Origin of the sequence: Listeria rocourtiae subsp. hofi (assembly GCF_963575615.1) — a bacterium.
Taxonomy (GTDB): Bacteria; Bacillota; Bacilli; order Lactobacillales; family Listeriaceae; genus Listeria_A; species Listeria_A hofi.
This window is the reverse complement of sequence record NZ_CAUYTL010000013.1, coordinates 47,250-67,168: the sequence shown is the minus strand read 5'-3', so window position 1 is coordinate 67,168 and position 19,919 is coordinate 47,250. Positions and strand designations below refer to the sequence as shown.

The 19,919-nt window shown below is 40.9% G+C and carries 21 protein-coding genes; 14 read left to right on the top strand and 7 right to left on the bottom strand.

What is annotated here, in order from left to right; genetic code table 11:
* Window positions 1–230 precede the first annotated feature (230 nt).
* From R8925_RS07790 to R8925_RS07770, 5 genes are all read right to left on the bottom strand, one after another.
* Window positions 231–359, bottom strand: a complete 129-nt coding sequence (locus tag R8925_RS07790) for a hypothetical protein (RefSeq protein WP_430535324.1) — start codon at window positions 357–359, stop codon at window positions 231–233.
* Between the two features lie 183 nt (window positions 360–542).
* Entirely contained in the window at window positions 543–1,868 is a 1,326-nt protein-coding gene (locus R8925_RS07785) for an APC family permease (protein WP_430535323.1), read from the bottom strand.
* Between the two features lie 89 nt (window positions 1,869–1,957).
* Window positions 1,958–2,929, bottom strand: coding sequence for an L-threonine 3-dehydrogenase (locus R8925_RS07780; RefSeq protein WP_430535322.1), 972 nt, complete (start codon window positions 2,927–2,929; stop codon window positions 1,958–1,960).
* 214 nt (window positions 2,930–3,143) lie between these two features.
* Complete coding sequence (locus tag R8925_RS07775) at window positions 3,144–4,328, bottom strand: glycine C-acetyltransferase (protein ID WP_430535321.1); 1,185 nt, start codon at window positions 4,326–4,328, stop codon at window positions 3,144–3,146.
* 99 nt (window positions 4,329–4,427) lie between these two features.
* Entirely contained in the window at window positions 4,428–6,521 is a 2,094-nt protein-coding gene (locus R8925_RS07770; protein WP_430535320.1) for a BglG family transcription antiterminator, read from the bottom strand.
* A 359-nt stretch (window positions 6,522–6,880) separates the two neighbouring features.
* On the opposite strand from R8925_RS07770, the gene R8925_RS07765 reads away from it, so the two are divergent.
* On the top strand, window positions 6,881–7,099 hold the full coding sequence (locus R8925_RS07765) for a lipopolysaccharide assembly protein LapA domain-containing protein (RefSeq protein ID WP_430535319.1): 219 nt from the start codon (window positions 6,881–6,883) through the stop codon (window positions 7,097–7,099).
* A gap of 59 nt (window positions 7,100–7,158) precedes the next feature.
* Here the strand turns inward: R8925_RS07765 and R8925_RS07760 are convergent, their stop codons facing one another.
* Entirely contained in the window at window positions 7,159–7,329 is a 171-nt protein-coding gene (locus tag R8925_RS07760) for a hypothetical protein (RefSeq protein WP_430535318.1), read from the bottom strand.
* A 216-nt stretch (window positions 7,330–7,545) separates the two neighbouring features.
* On the opposite strand from R8925_RS07760, the gene R8925_RS07755 reads away from it, so the two are divergent.
* The 4 genes from R8925_RS07755 (at window position 7,546) to R8925_RS07740 (ending at window position 11,205) form a co-directional block, all read left to right on the top strand.
* Window positions 7,546–8,496, top strand: coding sequence for an ABC transporter permease (locus R8925_RS07755; RefSeq protein ID WP_430535317.1), 951 nt, complete (start codon window positions 7,546–7,548; stop codon window positions 8,494–8,496).
* Entirely contained in the window at window positions 8,489–9,430 is a 942-nt protein-coding gene (locus R8925_RS07750; RefSeq protein ID WP_430535316.1) for an iron chelate uptake ABC transporter family permease subunit, read from the top strand. Before R8925_RS07755 ends, R8925_RS07750 begins: the two co-directional genes overlap by 8 nt.
* Window positions 9,427–10,185: an iron ABC transporter ATP-binding protein gene (locus tag R8925_RS07745; RefSeq protein ID WP_430535315.1), complete on the top strand. Its 759-nt coding sequence runs from the start codon at window positions 9,427–9,429 to the stop codon at window positions 10,183–10,185. Before R8925_RS07750 ends, R8925_RS07745 begins: the two co-directional genes overlap by 4 nt.
* 78 nt (window positions 10,186–10,263) lie before the next feature.
* On the top strand, window positions 10,264–11,205 hold the full coding sequence (locus R8925_RS07740) for a siderophore ABC transporter substrate-binding protein (RefSeq protein WP_430535314.1): 942 nt from the start codon (window positions 10,264–10,266) through the stop codon (window positions 11,203–11,205).
* A 292-nt stretch (window positions 11,206–11,497) separates the two neighbouring features.
* Here R8925_RS07740 and R8925_RS07735 read toward each other — a convergent pair whose 3' ends face one another.
* Window positions 11,498–12,052 (bottom strand): GNAT family N-acetyltransferase, encoded by a 555-nt coding sequence (locus R8925_RS07735; protein WP_430535313.1) that lies wholly within the window; start codon window positions 12,050–12,052, stop codon window positions 11,498–11,500.
* A 125-nt stretch (window positions 12,053–12,177) separates the two neighbouring features.
* Here R8925_RS07735 and R8925_RS07730 point away from each other — a divergent pair, with 125 nt between their 5' ends.
* From R8925_RS07730 to R8925_RS07690, 9 genes are all read left to right on the top strand, one after another.
* Window positions 12,178–12,981, top strand: coding sequence for a YwqG family protein (locus R8925_RS07730; RefSeq protein ID WP_430535312.1), 804 nt, complete (start codon window positions 12,178–12,180; stop codon window positions 12,979–12,981).
* A 130-nt stretch (window positions 12,982–13,111) separates the two neighbouring features.
* The gene (locus tag R8925_RS07725) at window positions 13,112–13,702 is read left to right on the top strand and encodes a VanZ family protein (protein ID WP_430535311.1); all 591 of its coding nucleotides are present in this window, start codon (window positions 13,112–13,114) and stop codon (window positions 13,700–13,702) included.
* Window positions 13,703–13,712: 10 nt separating this feature from the next.
* On the top strand, window positions 13,713–14,282 hold the full coding sequence (locus R8925_RS07720; RefSeq protein ID WP_430535310.1) for a YdcF family protein: 570 nt from the start codon (window positions 13,713–13,715) through the stop codon (window positions 14,280–14,282).
* 76 nt (window positions 14,283–14,358) lie between these two features.
* Entirely contained in the window at window positions 14,359–15,117 is a 759-nt protein-coding gene (locus R8925_RS07715) for a MerR family transcriptional regulator (protein WP_430535309.1), read from the top strand.
* 65 nt (window positions 15,118–15,182) lie between these two features.
* On the top strand, window positions 15,183–15,680 hold the full coding sequence (locus tag R8925_RS07710; protein ID WP_430535308.1) for a GNAT family N-acetyltransferase: 498 nt from the start codon (window positions 15,183–15,185) through the stop codon (window positions 15,678–15,680).
* Window positions 15,681–15,746: 66 nt separating this feature from the next.
* Complete coding sequence (locus R8925_RS07705; RefSeq protein ID WP_430535307.1) at window positions 15,747–16,727, top strand: ABC transporter substrate-binding protein; 981 nt, start codon at window positions 15,747–15,749, stop codon at window positions 16,725–16,727.
* The gene (locus R8925_RS07700) at window positions 16,727–17,722 is read left to right on the top strand and encodes a FecCD family ABC transporter permease (protein WP_430535306.1); all 996 of its coding nucleotides are present in this window, start codon (window positions 16,727–16,729) and stop codon (window positions 17,720–17,722) included. Before R8925_RS07705 ends, R8925_RS07700 begins: the two co-directional genes overlap by 1 nt.
* Window positions 17,719–18,516: an ABC transporter ATP-binding protein gene (locus R8925_RS07695; protein ID WP_430535305.1), complete on the top strand. Its 798-nt coding sequence runs from the start codon at window positions 17,719–17,721 to the stop codon at window positions 18,514–18,516. The genes R8925_RS07700 and R8925_RS07695 overlap by 4 nt, the downstream gene beginning before the upstream one ends.
* Before the next feature lie 173 nt (window positions 18,517–18,689).
* Window positions 18,690–19,847, top strand: coding sequence for an FtsW/RodA/SpoVE family cell cycle protein (locus R8925_RS07690; protein ID WP_430535304.1), 1,158 nt, complete (start codon window positions 18,690–18,692; stop codon window positions 19,845–19,847).
* Window positions 19,848–19,919 lie beyond the last annotated feature (72 nt).

Genomic DNA, 19,919 nt, shown 5'->3' with positions numbered 1-19,919 from the left:
ATTGAACCGCCGTATACCGAACGGTACGTACGGTGGTGTGAGAGGTCGGAGCCTAACGGCTCCTCCTACTCGATTAAGCATTAATTTTTAAGAGAATGATATGGAATGTAGATTAATGCCTCAAAAAAGATTGTCTATAAACCGAATTGATGTTATACTAGAGACATAAGTTTATAGCGTGTTAATTCGAAACCCCACAAGCTTTATCACCTTGTGGGGTTTCTTGTCGCCTAAAATCGGTTCAGTAACCAATTGACAATAGCTAGTACAATTCCAATAAATAAGGGGGTTATCAAGCCTCTAATGAAAAATTGTTCTTGCTCTCGTCGTCTTTGTTTATTTTGTTTATAGCGTGTCATGTTCACACCTCCTTCACGTTAGTAGCACGCGAAAAAGTGTGATAGCGACTTGATTAGTATAGCATGATTCTAGTTTTTATGAATTTATCGGAAAACCGATTTTCACAGAATATATATCATTTTATAGAGCTAAAAAGCATTGAAAACAGGTTATTACACCACTTTCCAATGCTTTTGCTACTGTTATTCAGAAAAATGTCCTTTTTTCTTTTTATAGAGATAGATTGGTAGTCCAATCGCTGTTAGTACAAGTCCAATCCCCGCATTCATCGGCTGTGTGAACAAGGTGTTTAGCACAATAAAGGCACCGCCTAGGATTGCAATAATTGGTATGACAGGATATAGTGGGACTTTGTATGGCCGAACAAGTTCTGGTTCTCGCTTTCGTAGCACAAAGACTGCGATGAATGTGAGCGTATAGAAAATCCAAATAACGAAAATGAGCATGTCGGTTAGTTGGTTGAATCCACCGCTGAAAATCATGATGATAGAGATTAGTAGAATCACGATTCCGCCGTTGTAAGGAACGCTACTTTTAGCACCAAGTTTCTTGAACCAATTACTAAATGGTAGTTGGTTCTCTAGAGACATCGCGTATGGGATACGTATCCCAGTCATTGTGTAGCCATTAATAGTGCCAAATACAGAGATTAGAATTCCAATTGTGATTAATTTACCGCCAATTGAGCCAAAAATGATATTTGCAACATCGGATGCTGGTGTTGCTGTGGCAGCGAGTGCAGCAGCAGGCATAACGAATAAGTAGGCGATATTAATCAATAAGTATACCAACATAACGCCTGTTAGCCCAAACACGATAGCTTTCGGTAGATCTTTTTTCGGGTTTTTCATTTCGCCAGCAATGTTACCAACGTGAATCCAACCATCATAGGCAAACATAGTCGCTACAAGACCTGAGCCTAAACTCGTCAAAAATGGGTGGTCCTCAACGCTTATTGGGAATAGGCGGAATGCAACATCCCCTTGATGAAAGAGTCCAAAAATAATAATTAAGACAAGCGGTACGAGTTTACATATTGTTGTGATTGCTTGAAATGATCCAGCAACTTTTGCTCCGATAAAATTCATGAGCATGATGAATGCGGCAGCCGCTATGGCTACTGGAACAATGATGCCGTCTCCTGTTCCAAAAAGGTTAGCGACTTGTGTTCCAAAAATGATAGATAGTGCTGCAATATTTGCCGGGAAGTAGATGACGGTTTGCGCCCAACCAAGTAAATATGCGGTTAATTTGCCATATGTTTTTTGAAGATAAATCATCATTCCACCGGTTTGCGGGATTGCTGCGGAAAGTTCGGCTGCGGTTAGCCCTCCACAAATGGTGATGATGCCGCCGAGAATCCATGCTAGTAAGCCAAGGCTCGCAGTTCCTGTTGCAGAATAAACTGCCTCAGGTTTAAAGAAGACACCTGAACCAATAACAGTTCCCATAACAATGGTTAGTGCAGTAAAAAAGCCAATCTCTTTTTTTAGTTTCTGATTTTCCATATGTTTTCCCCTCGCTTGTTGTCAGGAATTGGGGCTCCCTTGAACTCCAATCCCTACGCAACAGTTGTTTTATTAAAAATAGAAATTTATTAATGCCTTATTACTGTATCATTTTCTAGCTTTTTTGTCAGCTTTTCTAGCATATCTTTTGTCATACGGTCTAGGTCATATTGCGGGTTAAAATCCCATTCGTTTCTAGCGCAGCTTGCATCTAGTGAGTCAGGCCATGAATCTGCAATGGCTTGGCGGACAGGATCGACATCGTACTTCATTTCAAAATCCGGAATAAACTTGCGAATTGACGAAGCAATTTCCTCTGGTTCGAAGCTCATCGCAGTAATATTAAATGCGTTTCGGTGAATCAAGCGATTTGGTTCCGCTCTCATAAGTTTGATAATAGCGTCGATAGCATCTGGCATATACATCATATCCATTTTTGTTCCTCTATCAATGAACGAGGTGTAAGTTTTGTTTTTAAGCGCTTCGTAGTATATATCTACGGCATAATCAGTTGTTCCGCCACCCGGAAGTGTTTTATAGGAAATAAGCCCAGGAAAGCGAACACCGCGTGTGTCTACACCAAATTTTTGAAAATAGTAATCGCAAAGTAACTCGCCGCTCACTTTCGTAACACCATACATCGTTGTTGGACGTTGTAATGTGTCTTGAGGCGTGTTATCGGCTGGCGTACCAGGTCCGAACGAGCCAATCGAGCTAGGAGTGAAGAATTTTAGTTTGAGTTCACGAGCTACTTCTAGAGCATTAACGAGGCCGCCCATATTAAGGTTCCATGCAAGTTGTGGTTTTTCTTCGGCAACCGCAGAGAGCAATGCTGCCAAATGAATAATTGTATCAACTTCATATGCTCGCGCGATATCCATCATTTTATCTTTATCGGTAACATCTAAAATTTCAAAAGGACCGCTTTCAATAACTTCGTTGCCAGTGATGCGGCGAATATCTGTTGCGATAACACTATCTGCACCATTTTCAGCGCGTAGACGCATCGTTAATTCAGAGCCAATTTGACCTAAACAACCAGTAATAAGTACTTTTTTCATTAAAAAAACCTCCATTGTATTAGAAATCGTATTTATATATGTTTTTTTAGTGGTATAATTAAGTTTGGTGTTAGAAAGAGTATTCGGCTGGGTGCACATTGGGAAGAATGTACACTCAGTTGCTCTTTTTTGTTCTTTTATCACACGTTTTGAGTGAATGGTTTGTTCTAGGAGGGAATGAAAGTGTGCTTGAAATCACTTTCTCCCAGCTAGGTTAAATAACTTTAAGTTCTTTTCCTACTTTTTCGTATGTTGCTAATACTTCATCGAGCATTTCTTTCGTATGGGCTGCGGTTGGCATATTTCGAACGCGCCCAGTACCTTTTGGAACCGTTGGGAAGACGATTGATTTCGCGTAAACTCCTTCTTCCAGTAAGCGGCGAGAAAATTGCTGTGTCAGATTTTCGTCGCCAATGATGCACGGTGTGATTGGTGTCTCGGAGTGTCCGATGTCAAAACCTAATTTCGCTAATCCAGCTTTTAAGTAGGTGCCATTTTCCCATAGCTTTTCCATGCGCTCTGGGTCATGCTCCATGATATCGATAGCTTCGATACAAGCGGCAGCGGCTCCTGGTGTTAAAGATGTGGAAAATAAGAATGGTCTAGCGCGCACTTTGAGCCAATCAATTAGCTGTTGTGAACCTGCAACATAGCCACCTACAACACCAATTGCTTTGGATAATGTGCCCATTTGGAAATCGATTTTATCGGACATATTAAAGTGTTTAACAGTTCCAGCACCATTTCCCATTACGCCTGAGCCGTGCGCGTCATCTACATAAGTAATTAAGCCAAATTCTTCTGCAATAGCGACGATTTCAGGGATTTTGGCAACATCGCCATCCATAGAAAAAACGCCATCCGTGATGTACATAATTTTCTCATATTGACCGCTTTCTGTGGCTTCTTTGGCGACGCGGCGAAGATCGTCCATATCTTGATGTTTGGCGCGCAATACTTTGGCACCAGAGAGGCGGCAACCGTCTATGATAGACGCGTGGTTCAGTTCATCGGAAATGATAGCATCTTTTTTTGTCATAACGGCAGAGATTGCTCCCATGTTACAGTTGAAACCGGATTGGAATGCGATGGCGGCTTCGGTATGTTTGAATTCTGCGAGCCTTGCTTCTAGTTCATCATGGATGGTCATCGTGCCGTTAATCGTGCGGACGGCTCCAGCTCCAACGCCATATTGTTCGGTCGCTTCAATGCATTTCTGTTTCAGACGGTCGTCATTTGCAAAACCTAGATAATTATTGGAAGAAAGATTGATTAACGTAGCACCGTTTACTTTAATTTTTGCGCCATTAGGTCCTTCTACGGTATCAATAGTGTTGTAAAGTCCGTGATCTCGCAATGCTTGTAATTGTGGTTCTAGAAAGTCTTTTAAAACTGTCATGTAAGAGATTCCTCCTAAGAAATTTATTATATATTATCACGTGTCCTAGCATCGGATGGGGTTTGATAGCAGGGACGACGCGGTAATGCCAAAATAAGATTAGTAATCGGTCACGATATGGTTGATATTTTTCTGTTCTAAAAACTCTTGAAGTATCGATAAAATCAGATTTTTAATTTTTGCTGGATTGTCGGATTCAATCTTAGTGCTAGCGATTTCATCTTCTGTCAACATTGTAATTAAGTAGGTGAAAATCTCGATTTCTTCGCTGGATAATGTGTTTGGAAGTAGGAAAACGAGAATGGTTGTAATGTTGACTTTGCCCTCTGATGCGATATGCATTTCTAAATTATGCTTCGAATTGAAGACGTGAATCGAAGCCGTTTCCACCTCCGTATTGATAAGAAACATGGCTGTATTTGTTCCGCAGGCTAAGACTTTACGCTTGTTTTCATGTTTGTTCAGTTTATTGTAGAGATTATCGGCTACGAACCCCGTTCTATGAGCCATTTCTTGACTGAAGGCGCGGAGATTGTCTTCTAAATTTCGTGTCATTACGCTACTCGCTGTAAAATGAGTCGCTTTAATTAGTGAAATAATTAGTTGGTAATAGGTTTGCATAGCAGTCAAGCTTGATAATGCTGTCTCAAAATCAGTCGTTGTCACGGGATCCATCGGGAAAGCTTCATTTTGCTTACGATTTGCGATTTTTTCGAGCTTTTTGTTGATAGCATTGATTTCATTATTCGTGAAAAAAATGCTGATAAATTGATAATCGTGTGTGAAATTCTCCAAGTGAGATGTGGAGAGAATCATATCGTATTTTTCCAGATTGGTTTCCTTCATGAGGTCAATTGGTGTGATGAATTTCATTTTTTTTAATTTAGGTAAGCGCTTCCTAAAGCGAGCTTGGAGCCAAGTGTTAATCCCACTGCTACGAGATGTTACGATGAGCGCACTGTATGGTCGCATATTTTCAGAATGGATAATTGCTGCTTCGAAATGGAGAACGATAAATCCAGTCTCTTCTTCGGGAATTTCTGTAAATGGATAAGCGTCACACGCAGCGTTATGAACGATTTTAAAAAGATCCGGAAATTCGGCTTTAATCATTTCGAGTAGTGGATTGCTCATCGGCATTTTTTTCTTCAATCGGATGATAGAGTATTGGATATGTTCGGTAAGCCCTTTTAGAACCGTGATTTGCGATAGCGGTGTATTGATTTCTTTAGCAACACGGGAAATTAGCTTTTTCGCGATTCGAATAGCTTGTACTTTTTCGTTGCGATAAAAAACATCTTGGCCACGACGGATTTCAGATTCCAGGACTAGCATCGTTAGCTCTGCAATTTCACTATCGGGAATTTCCGCAAAATCAGGTAAACAATCTCGTAAAATTCGTTCTGCAATGTCGTATTCTGGATATTCTTGGAGGAATACATGATTGCCGCCGGTTTTTGCGATAATTTTCCCTTTTGGAATTTGCTGAATCGTAATCATGAGATAGGTGAGCACATTTATGTAAGAGTCATTACTAATTTCATAGGAGAGCTTTTTCAACCATTTCGTCATTATAGGATCGCACATTTGCAAAAGCGAGATGTCGATGAAATCAGCAATTCGCTCATCAATCGCTGCATTGTTATCGTCTAGAATATCGCTAAACATTCTGTAGAGCTTAATCTTTGGAACCGTCATTACTAGCAGTTCACCGAGGAGTTCACGCTTTTCTAAGACGGAAGATTCAAGTTCAACGCCGATGCCACGCTTTCGTTTGATATGGATTTTACCATTCCAATCTTCTTCAAGGCGCGTCAAATCACTGCTCACAGTCGCAACAGTGACAGAAAGTTCGTTGGCAAGCGCAATCAATTTTACAGGCTCAGACTCATTTAAGAGCACTCGCAAAATAATTTGTTGCCTTTCAAAAGGTGTAAATTCGTTATTGACGAGATCTAATATGTTCTTTTGAATGCGTTCACGATGGATAGATGCGCCGGTGACTGTAAGCTTACTTCCATGTTTAACTAAATTTAGTTTGAAGTCCTGTAGCGTTTCACCGACTTCTTTTAAATCGCGACGCACGGTCCTTTCGCTGACATCTAGGTCTGACGCGAGTTGCGCAATGGAGATGTCATCAGGAACAGCCAAGATTTTTTCTAAAATGATACGGGAGCGTGCCGATAGATACATTATGTTTCTTCCTTTCGCAGAAAATTTCCCGATTGAAAGTTGCATTTGCGTTCATTCTTTTGTTGTTAATAGTCATTGTATATCTTTATACTATGACTACGCTTGCATATAAGCAATACAAACATATTGCTAATTTGTCCAGTTTTGAAATGGTAAAGTTGGACAAAGTTATATCAAGCTATGAAATGAGTGCTTTAATTAGTATTTGCAAGCGTTGTTGTGCAATGCTTTTCGGGATTTAGAATTTCTCAAGTTTGTGAACATTTCTTTTCTAGTGAAGTTATCGAATAATAATGGACACTTGCGTTCTAAAGTGGGTATACTTATAAGTGAGTAGATTCATAGAAGGAGTGAGTGCAATGAAGGTGCAGTGGCAAGTAATAGTCGGGATTATTATCGCTATTTTGATTATCGTGTTTGGGACAACCAATATGGGCACAGTAGACGTTCAATTACTATTCTGGACAGTGCAATGGCCTCTTATTGTCGTGATTTTAGGCTCGGTTGTAGCAGGAATCTTGATGGTGTATTGTTTTAATTATTACAAAGCGAGGAAAAAGAGAAAAGGCGCAAAATAACATAATACGGACAAAAAATCTCCAAAGGTCGTAAACTAAACCTTTGGAGATTAGTATTTTTACTTTAGAATTTTACGATGGAATTGTTGATGGGAGTCCTGCACTTGTTGATGTGGCTTCCCATGTAAATTATCGGCGAACGGTTTTTTCTCTTTGTCATGTGGAAAAGCGTCACTGATTTTTGGTGTTTGAATCGCTTCTGAGGTCTGACTTTTCTTAGAATTGGTCATTTTTTAAAACCTCCTTTGTGTTCCTTACCCTAAGAAGGTAGAGTTAAAACACGGATTGTGGGATAGAAAATAAGCGTAGATGTGTCTCTTAAAATAGAGGCATTTTTTGTTTGCTTCTATATGTAATATGACCTTGACAAGCATGATTCTATCTATTAGAATAGGTTTTATAAACGATAATGAAAATCATTCTCAATTATAAAGGTGGGTGATTGCTTGAAGAGGGCGATACTTATTATTGTTTTTCTGTTATTGGCGCTACTTTCTGTTTTTGTCGGTGTACAGAAAATTTCTATTTTACATATTTTTGATTTGACGAAAGAACAATGGGATATTATTTTGATAAGTCGGATTCCTCGGCTTATTAGCATTATTTTGGCTGGTGCTGGTATTAGTATTTGTGGGATGATTATGCAGAGTTTGACTCAGAACAAGTTTGTTTCGCCAACGACGGCAGGAACAATGGATGCCGCGAGACTAGGGATACTGATGTCTTTGCTTGTTTTCACGACGGCAAGTCCTCTGGTGAAGATGGGGGTAGCGTTCTTGTTCGCACTTCTTGGGACATTTATATTCATGCACATTTTGGAGCGAATTCCATTTAAGGATACGATCTTTATTCCGCTTGTAGGTCTGATGTTTGGTGGTATTCTCAGTTCGATTACGACTTTTTTTGCCTATAAGTTTGATTTGATTCAAAATATTTCCTCTTGGTTGCAGGGAGATTTCTCGATGGTGTTAAAAGGGCGGTATGAATTGCTTTATGTTGCGATTCCATTGCTTGTCATTGCGTATTTGTATGCAAATCAGTTTACGGTTGCGGGGATGGGCGAGACGTTTTCACGGAATTTGGGATTGTCGTACAAAGCGATCATGCGGATTGGGTTGGTGATTGTAGCATTTATTACGGCAGCTGTTGTGTTGACGGTTGGCATGATACCTTTTCTTGGATTAATTGTCCCGAATATTGTGTCGATTTATCGCGGGGATAATATAAAGAACACTTTGCTTGATACGGCGATTTTTGGTGCGACTTTCTTGCTGTTTTGTGATGTGCTTGGTCGGGTGATTATTTATCCATATGAGGTATCAATTAGTTTGATGGTGGGTATTATTGGGAGCGCGATTTTTATTTATCTGCTAATGAGGAGAAAAGTTTATGCGTAAAAATTTGATTTTAGCGTGTATAGTTGTGATTTTGGTGGCGAGTTATTTGTTTTTGTTCATGGGAGGAAATCCGGCTTTTGCGTTGGAGTTAAGATCGTCAAAACTTGTTGCAATTGTTTTCACTGGGATTTCGATTGCAGTTTCGACAGTGATTTTTCAGACGATTACGCAGAATAAAATTTTGACGCCATCGATTATGGGACTGGATTCGTTATACATGTTATTGCAGACGTCGCTCGTGTTTATTTTTGGTTCTCAAGCTTTGATGAGGGCTGGGAGTGGGCGCTGGAATTTCTTCTTGTCGGTGATTTTGATGATGGGGTTTGCGCTTGTGCTGTATTGGTTGATGTTTAAGCGGAATGGGCGAAATATTTATTTCTTGTTGCTAGTTGGGATTGTATGCGGGACTTTTTTTGGTAGCTTTTCGTCGTTTATGGAGATGTTGATTGATCCGAATGAGTTCCAGATTGTGCAGGATAAGATGTTTGCAAGTTTTAATAATGTGAACACGTCGATTTTGCTAATTGCGGTGCTTATTTTCGTTGCGGCAATGCTTTATTTATTACGATTTGTGAAGTATTTAGATGTGTTGGCGCTTGGCAAGGATCATGCGGTGAATTTGGGCGTTCCCTATAACAAAATCGTGAAGCAATTGCTACTCATTATTGTGGTGCTAGTTTCTGTTGCGACGGCGCTTGTTGGACCGATTACGTTTTTAGGATTGATTGTGGCGAATGTAGCATATCAGTTTTTGAAAACGCATCGACATGTGACGTTACTAGTTGGGGCAAGTTTGATAAGTTTGGTAGCGCTTGTTGGCGGGCAGTTGTTAGCGGAACGGGTGTTTCATTTTGATACGCCGATTAGTGTGATTATCAATTTATGCGGTGGCATTTATTTCTTGTACTTACTTTTGAGAGGGGCAAAATTATGATTGAGGTGCGGAATTTGGGCAAAAATTATGGGACAAAGACGGTGCTTCAAGCAATTGATTTGGCAATTACTGGAAAACAGATTGTGTCATTTATTGGAGCAAATGGCGCGGGAAAAAGTACATTGCTTTCGATTATCGCGCGGTTAATGAAAGCGGATAATGGTGAGGTTTTGGTAGATGGCATGGCGCTTGATGATTGGAAGTCTGATGATTTGGCGAAACGGTTGTCGATTTTGAAGCAGAGCAATCATATGACGATGCGTTTGACGGTGCGGGACTTGGTTGCATTTGGGCGTTTTCCGCATTCAAAAGGAAGGTTACATAAAGAGGATGAGGCGTTTATTGAAATGGCGCTTAATTATATGGAGCTGCAGGATTTGGCATCGCGTTATTTGGATGAGCTTAGTGGTGGTCAGCAACAGCGGGCTTATATTGCGATGATTATTGCGCAGGATACGGATTATATTTTGCTGGATGAGCCGCTAAATAATTTAGATATGAAGCATTCGGTACAGATGATGCGGTTGTTGCGGCGCTTAGTGGACGAGTTGGATAAGACAGTATTGTTGGTGTTGCATGATATTAATTTTGCATCGTGTTATTCGGACTCGATTGTGGCATTGAAAAATGGGGCGATTGTAGCGAATGGGCGGACGGAGGATATAATTCAGGAGGATGTGTTGTCGCGTGTTTTTGATATGCCGATTCCGATTTCGCTAATTAATAATGATCGGATTGGCGTGTACTTTAAATGAAGGAGGTGAGGTGCGAAACAGTTGGCATGACACGGAATAATAGGTTCAAAAATAGATAAATAAGGGTGGTTGAAGTAGATGAAGAAATTATTAATGGTTGCAATGTTAATGTTGTTGGCAGTATTTGCGGTTGCTTGCGGGACGGACGAAAAAACGAGTGCGGATGAAGAAAAAACAGCGAAAGAACTGACGATTAAGCATGAACTTGGGGAAACGAAAGTGAAGCAAAATCCTGATAAGGTAGTTGTTTTTGATTTTGGAACGTTAGATACGTTGCAGGCACTTGATTTGTCTAAAAATGTTGTTGGTTTGCCGAAACAATCTTTGCCGAAGTATTTAGATGCTTTTGCAGGTAATAAATATGCGGATCTTGGCGGCTTAAAAGAACCTGATTTTGAGAAAATAAACGAGGCGGCGCCGGATTTGAATATTATTTCTGGTCGCCAATCCGATTCTTATGATAAATTTTCTGATATTGCACCAACGATTTATCAAGGTGTGGATACGGCGGATTATATGAAGTCGTTTCATGCGAATGTGAACACGATAGCGAGTATTTTTGGGAAAGAGGATGAGGCTAAAAAGCAATTGGAGGCAATTGATAAGCAAGTTGCAGATGTGAAAGCAAGCGTGCCGGCGGGGAAAACAGGGCTGATAATTCTAGCCAACGATGGCAAAATGAGTGCATATGGACCTGGCTCACGTTTTGGGTTGATTCATGATGTACTAGGCGTGACACCAGCTGATCCAAAAATTGAAGCATCAACACATGGTCAGAGTATTTCATCGGAGTATATCGCAGAAAAAAATCCTGATTATCTGTATGTGATTGATCGTGGTGCAGCGATTGGTGGGGAGTCATCGGCGAAATCGGTAGTAGAAAATGACCTTGTGAAGAAGACAAATGCTTATAAGAATGGGCACGTTGTTTACTTGAACCCAGAGTATTGGTACCTTTCTGGCGGCGGATTGGAGTCTGTTTCGGAGATGGTGAAAGAAGTTGGAGATAGTTTTAATTGATAAAAAAGAGGTCTTTTTTAGGCCTCTCAGACTGTAGAAAAACTGCTTCACATGATTTCCCACTAAACTTCAGCGTGTCGACAAATGCTTAGTTTCTAGGCAAAAGGGAGTACCAGCGCGGAGCGTACTAGAGTACGTGAGCACTGGAACGGAGTTTTTAACGACGAAAATGAGCGTTTGTCGACACGCTGAGAGGTCTTTTTTAGGGCTTCATTAGACATTAGAAAAAATTCTACTATTTTTTCCAGTTTAGACAGTTTTTTCATATCACAGTCTCATATCCAGCACATGTTTATTTAGCTAGGTATTCTTCTCTTAAAATGCTGTAATAAGCATCGTCTACGAATTCATCTTTCACGTGGCGGCTTTTTCGAAGGGTGCCCTCATAGGTCATTCCTAAGCGCTCCATTACTTTTCCAGAGGCGGGGTTGCGTACGTCATGCATCGCGAAAACACGCTCTAGTTGTAGCGTTTGAAAGGCTAAATCGAGAATGGCGAGTCCTGCTTCGGTCATATAGCCGTTCCCCCAATAGTCTTTATTTAAGGCATAACCGAGACAGCCGCTACGATTCATTGAATCAATTCGAATATCGATTGTCCCGATAAATTTGCCAGTTTCGACGATTTCGATGCCATATTTTCCAATAGGGGCCGCAACGAAGAATTCAGCTATTTTTTGGCGTGTAATGTCAATTGTCGGATGTGTATCAAAAACAAAACGGGTGTTTTCATCAGCGGAGGCGTATTCAAACATATCTTTTGCATCAGCGAGTGTAATTGGTCTCAGAACTAGCCGTTTGGTTTGAATGATTTGATGTTCCACTAATAGGTAATTAAAGCTTTCCATTTTCAATCACTCCTTTTGGTATTGTTGCTTATTTTAGCACATATATGTGAAGGTTTGAACCCTTATTGAAAGTTTTTTATTATATGTTAAGATGTAGCTATCCTATAAAAAAGAGGTGCTCAAATATGTTAAGAGAAGAACTAGAGAAATTGGTAACACGGGAAATTGCAAACGGTATCTTAGCAACGGAAAAAGAACGTATATCATTGTCTTGCGAGCCAGCAGATAGTCTTGGATTGCTTGTTAGTAAGGCGGGAGGGCGTGGCTATCTTCCTAAGACAATGGCGTATCCAAAAAATAAAAATGGTAATCCTTTGACTCTTTTAGCACAAATTAATTTTTCGGAAATGCCACATTTGGAAGGGTTTCCAGAAGCAGGTTTATTAGCGTTTTATATTGATTATTTGGATGATTTAACTGGACTTGATTTTGATGATCAGACGAAGCAAAATGGTTTTCGTGTTTTGTATTTTGAAAAGTTCGATGATCCTAGTTATTCTCTTGAAGAGCAGGATGCGCTATTTGACTCTGTAGATGCAGAACTTTTTCCGGTTGTGGACGGTGAATTTTGTTTACAAGGAGTGCTTGCAAAACAGATAGTGTTGAAAGAAAGTTATGATTTTGAGAAAGCTTACGGTGCTAGTTTTTATGAGTTGCTAGATAAATGGACTGATGAAGATGAGGATAAAATAGACAGGTTATATGAATTAGATAGTAGCAGTAGTCAGTTGGGTGGCTATCCCTTCTTCACACAAGAGGACCCGCGATTAGGTGAGGAAAAAGAGTATCACGACACGTTGCTGTTTCAGTTGGATTCAGATGATAAAATTATGTGGGGCGATATGGGAGTTGGGAACTTTTTTATTAATTTGGAGGATTTGAAACGAAAAGACTTTTCAAATGTATTGTATAATTGGGATTGTTATTAATACTAAAGGAGCTGGTTTCGCGCTAGCTTCTTTTTATTTCAAAACCTTAACATTTCTTTAAAAAATTTTTAGTAAGCCTTGATTGTTAGGTGGTATGCTAGGAACTATAGAAATGTGAGGAGGAGATAGGATGAAAAAGTTAACAATATGGACGGTTCTACCGGTGCTATCCCTTTGTGCGGCAGTCGTGATGTATTATCTTTGGTTTCAAGGATGGTTGCAATTTTATTTAAGAGATGTGATGGATACAGTGGATCACATGGGTTATATAACGGTTGGAGTGACGGCGCTGATGCTTTATTTTAGCGCGGTGCAGCTAGTTAATTGGAAAATTAATAAGACGTTGCTCGTGTTGACATATATGATTTATTTTGCAATTATGATGGGGCTTCTTTTTGGGAAAGCGTCTGGTGCGCAAGGATTTTCGATGGATACATTTGGTTTTGTGGATACTTTTCTTGCTGGGAATTTACGAGTGATTACAATTGGAAATGTGCTTGCTTTTGTACCAATTGGTTTCTTGATGAAGAAATTATCACCCCTGATGACACTGTTTTCAGCGGGAATCTTGATTTTTATCGTGGAAGGATTGCAATATGCGTTACATGTAGGATATTTTGATACAGGAGATCTCTTTTTGAATGTATCTGGGATTATGTTTGGATACGTGATAATTCGAATTTTTGCAAGTTCGCATAAACAGATGATCGAACAGGAATGAGTGAGCAGGCATGCAAATATGGAAAAAAATGATTTTGGCTTTGTTGGCAGTAAGTATTGTTTACATTGCTGTCGTACTGAGTTTCATATATATTGGGGCACGGGCTATGCCAGCGTCAAACCTAGATACAATTGTGATTTTGGGATCAAAAGTCATCGATGATCCGGCGCGACCGATGCCTGTTTTGAAGGAAAGGTTAGATGCGGCGATTCCGCTTATTGAAGAACATGAGTCGGCAAAAGTGATTGTTTCTGGCGGGCAAGGTGAGGATGAAACGGCATCAGAGGCTAGCGTGATGAAGGATTATTTAGTAGCACACGGCATTGAGGTATCACGAATCGAGATTGAGGACAAGTCGATGCGTACCGAGGAGAATTTGGCGAATAGCAAAGCGATGTTTGATCTTGGAAAAACGGTCATTGTGACGAGCGATTATCATTTGTATCGCGCGTTGATGCTAGCTGATTGGAAAAATATTGATGCAACAGGGCTTCCTGCGAAAACGCGATTCGGTGCGCTTGTAAAAGGTGTACCACGCGAGGTTTTATCGATTACGTACGCTTGGCTTTTCGATTGGTAAAAATTTTTGAAAAAAGTCATTGACATTCACGTTACGTCAAGGTGTAAAGTAGAGTTATCAAGGAGGCGAGAGACGGATGGAATACACAGTTCAGAAGCTAGGGCAGCTTGCAGGAGTTAGTACGCGGACGTTGCGTTATTATGATGAGATTGGAATTTTGAAGCCGGCGCGAATTAATTCATCGGGGTACCGAATTTACGGACAGACCGAGGTCGATAAGTTGCAACAAATTCTATTTTATCGCGAAATGAATGTGAGCTTGGAGAAAATCAAGGCAATTCTAGAACAACCTGATTTTGACGAGGCAGAAGCACTTAAAAAACATCGCGTTGACCTGCTTGATAAACGAAAACAATTGGACGAACTGATTCGCAATGTTGAGAAATCGATTGCGTATTCGGAAAGGAGAATTACAATGACGGATCAAGAAAAATTTGCAGGTTTTAAGCAAAAAATGATAGATGATAACGAAGAAAAGTACGGTGAGGAAATTCGCGAAAAGTATGGCGATGAGGAAATTAATAAGTCGAATGCTAAACTTAAAGGTATGAGCGAGGCTGAGATGGAGCGGATTAATCAGCTTGCGGCAGATATTTTGACGAATTTACAGATTGCCTACGAGACTGGCGATGCTGCGGGTGAAAAGGCTCAAGCGGTTGCAGTGATGCATAAAGAATGGTTATCAGCATACTGGGATACTTACAGCAAAGAAGCGCACGCGGGACTTGCCCAGATGTACGTGGATGATGAGCGCTTTACGGCTTATTATGATAAACAGCAACCTGGTTCTGCGGCATTTTTACGCGATGCGATTGTCATTTTCACTAGTAAGTAATATAATTAAGAGGAGCTTCCGAGCATATTGATGCGGAGGCTCTTTTTGATTTTGGAGGGATTTTGATGATTGAGACTGAACGACTTATTTTTCGCGAATTAGATCAACTGGATTTTGCGGATTTGTGTGAGATATTGCAAGACGATATAACGATGATAGCTTACGAGGGTGCTTTTACGGAAGAAGAAGTGCAACGCTGGCTTACAAAGCAACTGGATAATTATGAGCGTTGGGGATTTGGACTTTGGGCAGTAATCAAGAAAGATAGCGGTGAATTTATCGGGCAAGTAGGTTTGACGATGCAATGCGTGGAGGAAGAAGAAGTGCTTGAGATTGGCTACTTGTTGAAACGGAAATTTTGGCATCAAGGTTTTGCAACAGAGGCGGCACTTGGCTGTAAGAAATATGCGAAGGAAACGCTCGGTGCAGAGCTCGTGACATGCACGATTCGAGACACGAATTTGGCTTCTCAGAAAGTTGCAGAACGTATCGGTATGACAAAGCATAAACAATACGTGAAATATTATAAAGGCGTCCAGATGCCGCATTATTTGTACTACTAAAAGAAGAGCGAGACATTACTCTCGATTTTTAGTACAATAGAAGAGAGTGCGAAGAAGGAGGAAAGCATGAAAAAAATACTATGTATGAGTCTCATTTCATTACTTCTCGTTTTAATGGCGGCATGCGGTCCTAAAGATGTTAATTCTTCTGGAGATACTAGTGAAAAAACCAGCAAACAAAAAGTATCTGGGGAAGCTGCTGTTTTAACGATTACTGATATGGCAGGAAGAACCGTCAATTTCTCGAAAAAACCAGAACGAATTATCACGCTGACTAATTCTGACATGGGGATTGTTTATGCACTTGGTGGCTCGGTTGTTGGTCGCCAAACGATGGATGCTAGCGGTGTGGAGCCAAGTGTTGCATTAAAAGCTACCGAAGTCGGTAATACACATGACTTAAACTTGGAAAAAATCGCATCCTTGACGCCCGACGTTATTGTCGCGAGTTCCGAGCAGAATTTGAAAGATGTGCCAGCACTAGAAGGCATTGGTGCAAAAGTCGTTTTGACAGGTGCTAATTCAATTGCAGATATTAAAAAACAAGAAGCAATTTTGGCCCAATTATTAGGTGAAAATGCGACCAATTTACAAAAAGAGATTGACCAAAAAGTCGCTGAAATAAAGCAAGCACAAACAGGAAAGGCAGTTCGCGCGTTGCTAATACTTGGCGCGCCGGGTAGTAATTATGCAGCATTGCCGAATTCGCTAAGCGGGGATATCCTCGAGGCAGCAGGCGGCATAAATGTAGCAAAGGATTTTAAAGGGGTCGAGAATTTCCCACAATATGCATCGCTTAATATCGAAAAAATCGTCGAATCAGATCCAGAGGTTATTTTCTTAATGATTCACGGTGGCGATGAAAAGGAAACTGAAATCGCATTCCAAAAAGAAATGAAGCAAAATGATGCGTGGAATTCCACAACAGCTGTGAAAAACAACAATATCGTCGTGCTTCCTGCTGATCTTTTTGGCACAAACCCTGGTATCCGTATTACAAAAGCGCTTGACTACATGGCAAACGAACTGAATCAGGTTAGCAAATAATGCATGATCCACGTAAAAAAAGAAGAATCATCACATTTATTATCACGATTTTGCTACTCGTTGTCGTTTTCTTTTATGGCTTGACGACTGGCTCGGTGAAGGTGAGCTACTCCGAAGTTTGGCAAACGTTGATGGGACACGGCGATGACCTTTCTACTCAGCTGGTTTGGAATCTACGCTTACCGCGGATGTTCTTAGCATTCCTTGTCGGATCTGCACTCGCGATTGCTGGCTGTTTATTACAGGGCGTGATGCGAAATCCACTTGCTGATCCAGGCGTGATTGGCGTCTCAGCCGGCGGTGGACTTGTGGCAATTGTCCTGACGATTGTATTACCAACTTTAAGCCAATTCGTCCCACTAGGCGCGTTTCTAGGAGCATTCGGTACCGCATTACTTATTTATGCTGTTGCATGGGATAAAGGAGTTGCGCCATTGCGCGTTATTTTATCAGGCGTTGCTATCAATGCTTTCATTGGCGCGATGACATCTGGAATTATGGTTCTTTACAGTAACCGCGTTCAAAGCATCATTTCTTGGATGACAGGAACGCTTTCCGGAAAAAGTTGGTACCATCTCAATCTCATTTTGCCATACATGTTTGTTGGGTTCGTGCTTAGCATCTTCGCGATTCGTTCATCAAACGTCCTGCTGCTCGGTGACGATGCGGCAAAACTACTCGGATATTCCGTCGAGAAACACCGCTTTTTCATCATCATGTTAGCAGCCTTCTTAAGTGGCGTAGCAGTGAGCGTTGCCGGTCTTATCGGTTTTGTAGGACTTGTTGTCCCGCACATTTTCCGATTAATTATTGGAAATGACTATCGTTACCTACTTCCAATGTCGGCAATCGGTGGTGCCTTGCTCGTCGGATTTGCAGACACGGCTGCCCGCAGTTGGTTTGGCTCAATTGAGTTACCAGTCGGTATTCTGCTAGCCATGATTGGCGCACCATTCTTCCTATTCCTACTACAAAGAGGGAGGGTTGCATCATGACCGCCATCACAACATTACAAAACGTCACTTTCACGCGCCGGCGTTCCTTTGGGATGACAAACCTTGAACTTGAAATTCCAGAAGGTAAAATAACTACGATTATTGGTCCAAATGGCTCCGGAAAATCAACCATTTTGCGTCTCATTATGCGCTTGCTCGCACCAAATGAAGGCAAGATAATGCTTCACGGCACAGATATCAACACTATTAGCGCCAAAAAATTAGCGCGCGAAATGACGATGCTATCGCAATCACCAGACGGCTTAATCGATGTCGTTGTTCGCGATCTCGTTAGTTATGGCCGGATGCCTTACAAATCATGGCTTAGCACGATGGAAAAAGACGACGAATTAGCTGTTGATTGGGCGATGAATGTTTGTAACTTAGAAGAGCTAGCGTATCGCCCACTACACACGCTCTCAGGCGGAGAAAAACAACGTGCTTGGCTCGCAATGGCTTTAGCGCAAAAAACACCAATCTTGCTACTCGACGAACCGACAACCTATCTTGATATTTCGCATCAACTCGAATTACTCGATCTCTTAAAACAACTCAATCAAGATTTTGGCATGTCGATTATTCTTGTATTGCACGATTTAAATCAAGCAGCAGGATACAGCGATCACGTCATTGTTTGTGAAGAAGGAACCATCCAGAAAGCAGGTACACCAGAAGAAGTGTTCACCAAACCGTTGTTACGCGATATTTTCAAAATTGAAGCAGAGATTCATCCAACCGAGCGCGGTTTGCGAGTTCTCCCGATTGCATCAACGAAATTTCACACCAAAAGGTAAAGATAATTTAAAGATTTAAAAAGCCTGGTTCTAGGAAACGAGACAGTAGCCTGTTTTGTTCTCTAGAGCCATTTTTTGATCCATTAGAATTCAATGAAAAAGCTTCCTATCTTGCTTGAAATTTTATATAATAGATGGGTTGGCATAGTATAGAATAAACGGAGGATAAGCACATGAAACAGAGTCGAGAAAATAGCACCAAGTTAGATTATTCCATCATTTTAATCGTAATGTGTCTGTGCCTTATCGGGATTGCAGCCATCTATATCGCGAGTTTGACGAATAATCAATACGCAACCGACTTCCTCATTAGGCAGCTTGTTTGGCTTGTCGTGGGAACCGTTATTATCATAATTATCGTAAAATATTTCGATTATGACAGACTGCAACAAACCGCGTACTACTTATACGGTTTCGGTCTTTTTTTATTGCTACTCGTTTTCGCACCAGTTATCGGCATTGAACGAAAAGGCGCACAAAGTTGGGTTGGGACAGAAGCAATCAACATCCAGCCCTCTGAGTTAATGAAAAGCTTCCTCATTGTCGCACTTGCCAAACTCATCTGGGACCACACGAAAAAGACACAAACGCGAACAATCAAAACCGACTTCCATCTTTTCATAAAAATCAGTCTCATGACCTTGGCTCCGATTGCACTCATTATGCTACAATCGGATTTGGGCACTTCGCTTGTCCTCATTTCTATCATGGTAGGAATGATGTTCCTATCCGGAATTACGTGGCGCTTACTGCTACCAATCTTTGGCGGTATCGTGGCAATTGGCACAACGCTAATCATACTCGTGATAAAAAGTCCGGCCACACTGACAGCGCTTGGATTTGAAAAATATCAATTCAACCGTATCACCTCTTGGCTAAAACCAGAACAAGATCCATTAGGAACAGGAATGCAACTTTTGAAGTCGATTCGTGCGATTGGTTCTGGAGAAATACATGGAAGTGGCATCGGATATGAGGCTATCGAAATTCCAGAGAATCATAACGATTTTATCTTCACAATTATTGGTGGGGACTTCGGCTTTGTTGGTGCATGTGTCCTAATTGTGTTATACTTCTTATTAGTTTACCAAATTATTCGTGTCGCCTTGGATATTGGAATTCCTTTTTATTCCTATATTTGTACAGGCGTGGTGGCGATGATTTTCTTCCATGTATTACAAAATGTTGGTATGACGATCGGTATGTTGCCGATTACGGGTATTCCACTGTTATTTATTAGCTACGGTGGCAGCGCGATGCTCGGTAGCTTAATGGCGATAGGCCTTGTGTTATCTGCACGCTACAATGCCCCAAAAGCAATGGATCTATAAATTTTTTTAAACTGTATGGAAAAGAGTAACAGAGGTTTGGAAAAATAACTTATTCCATCCAGTAAGGAGCGC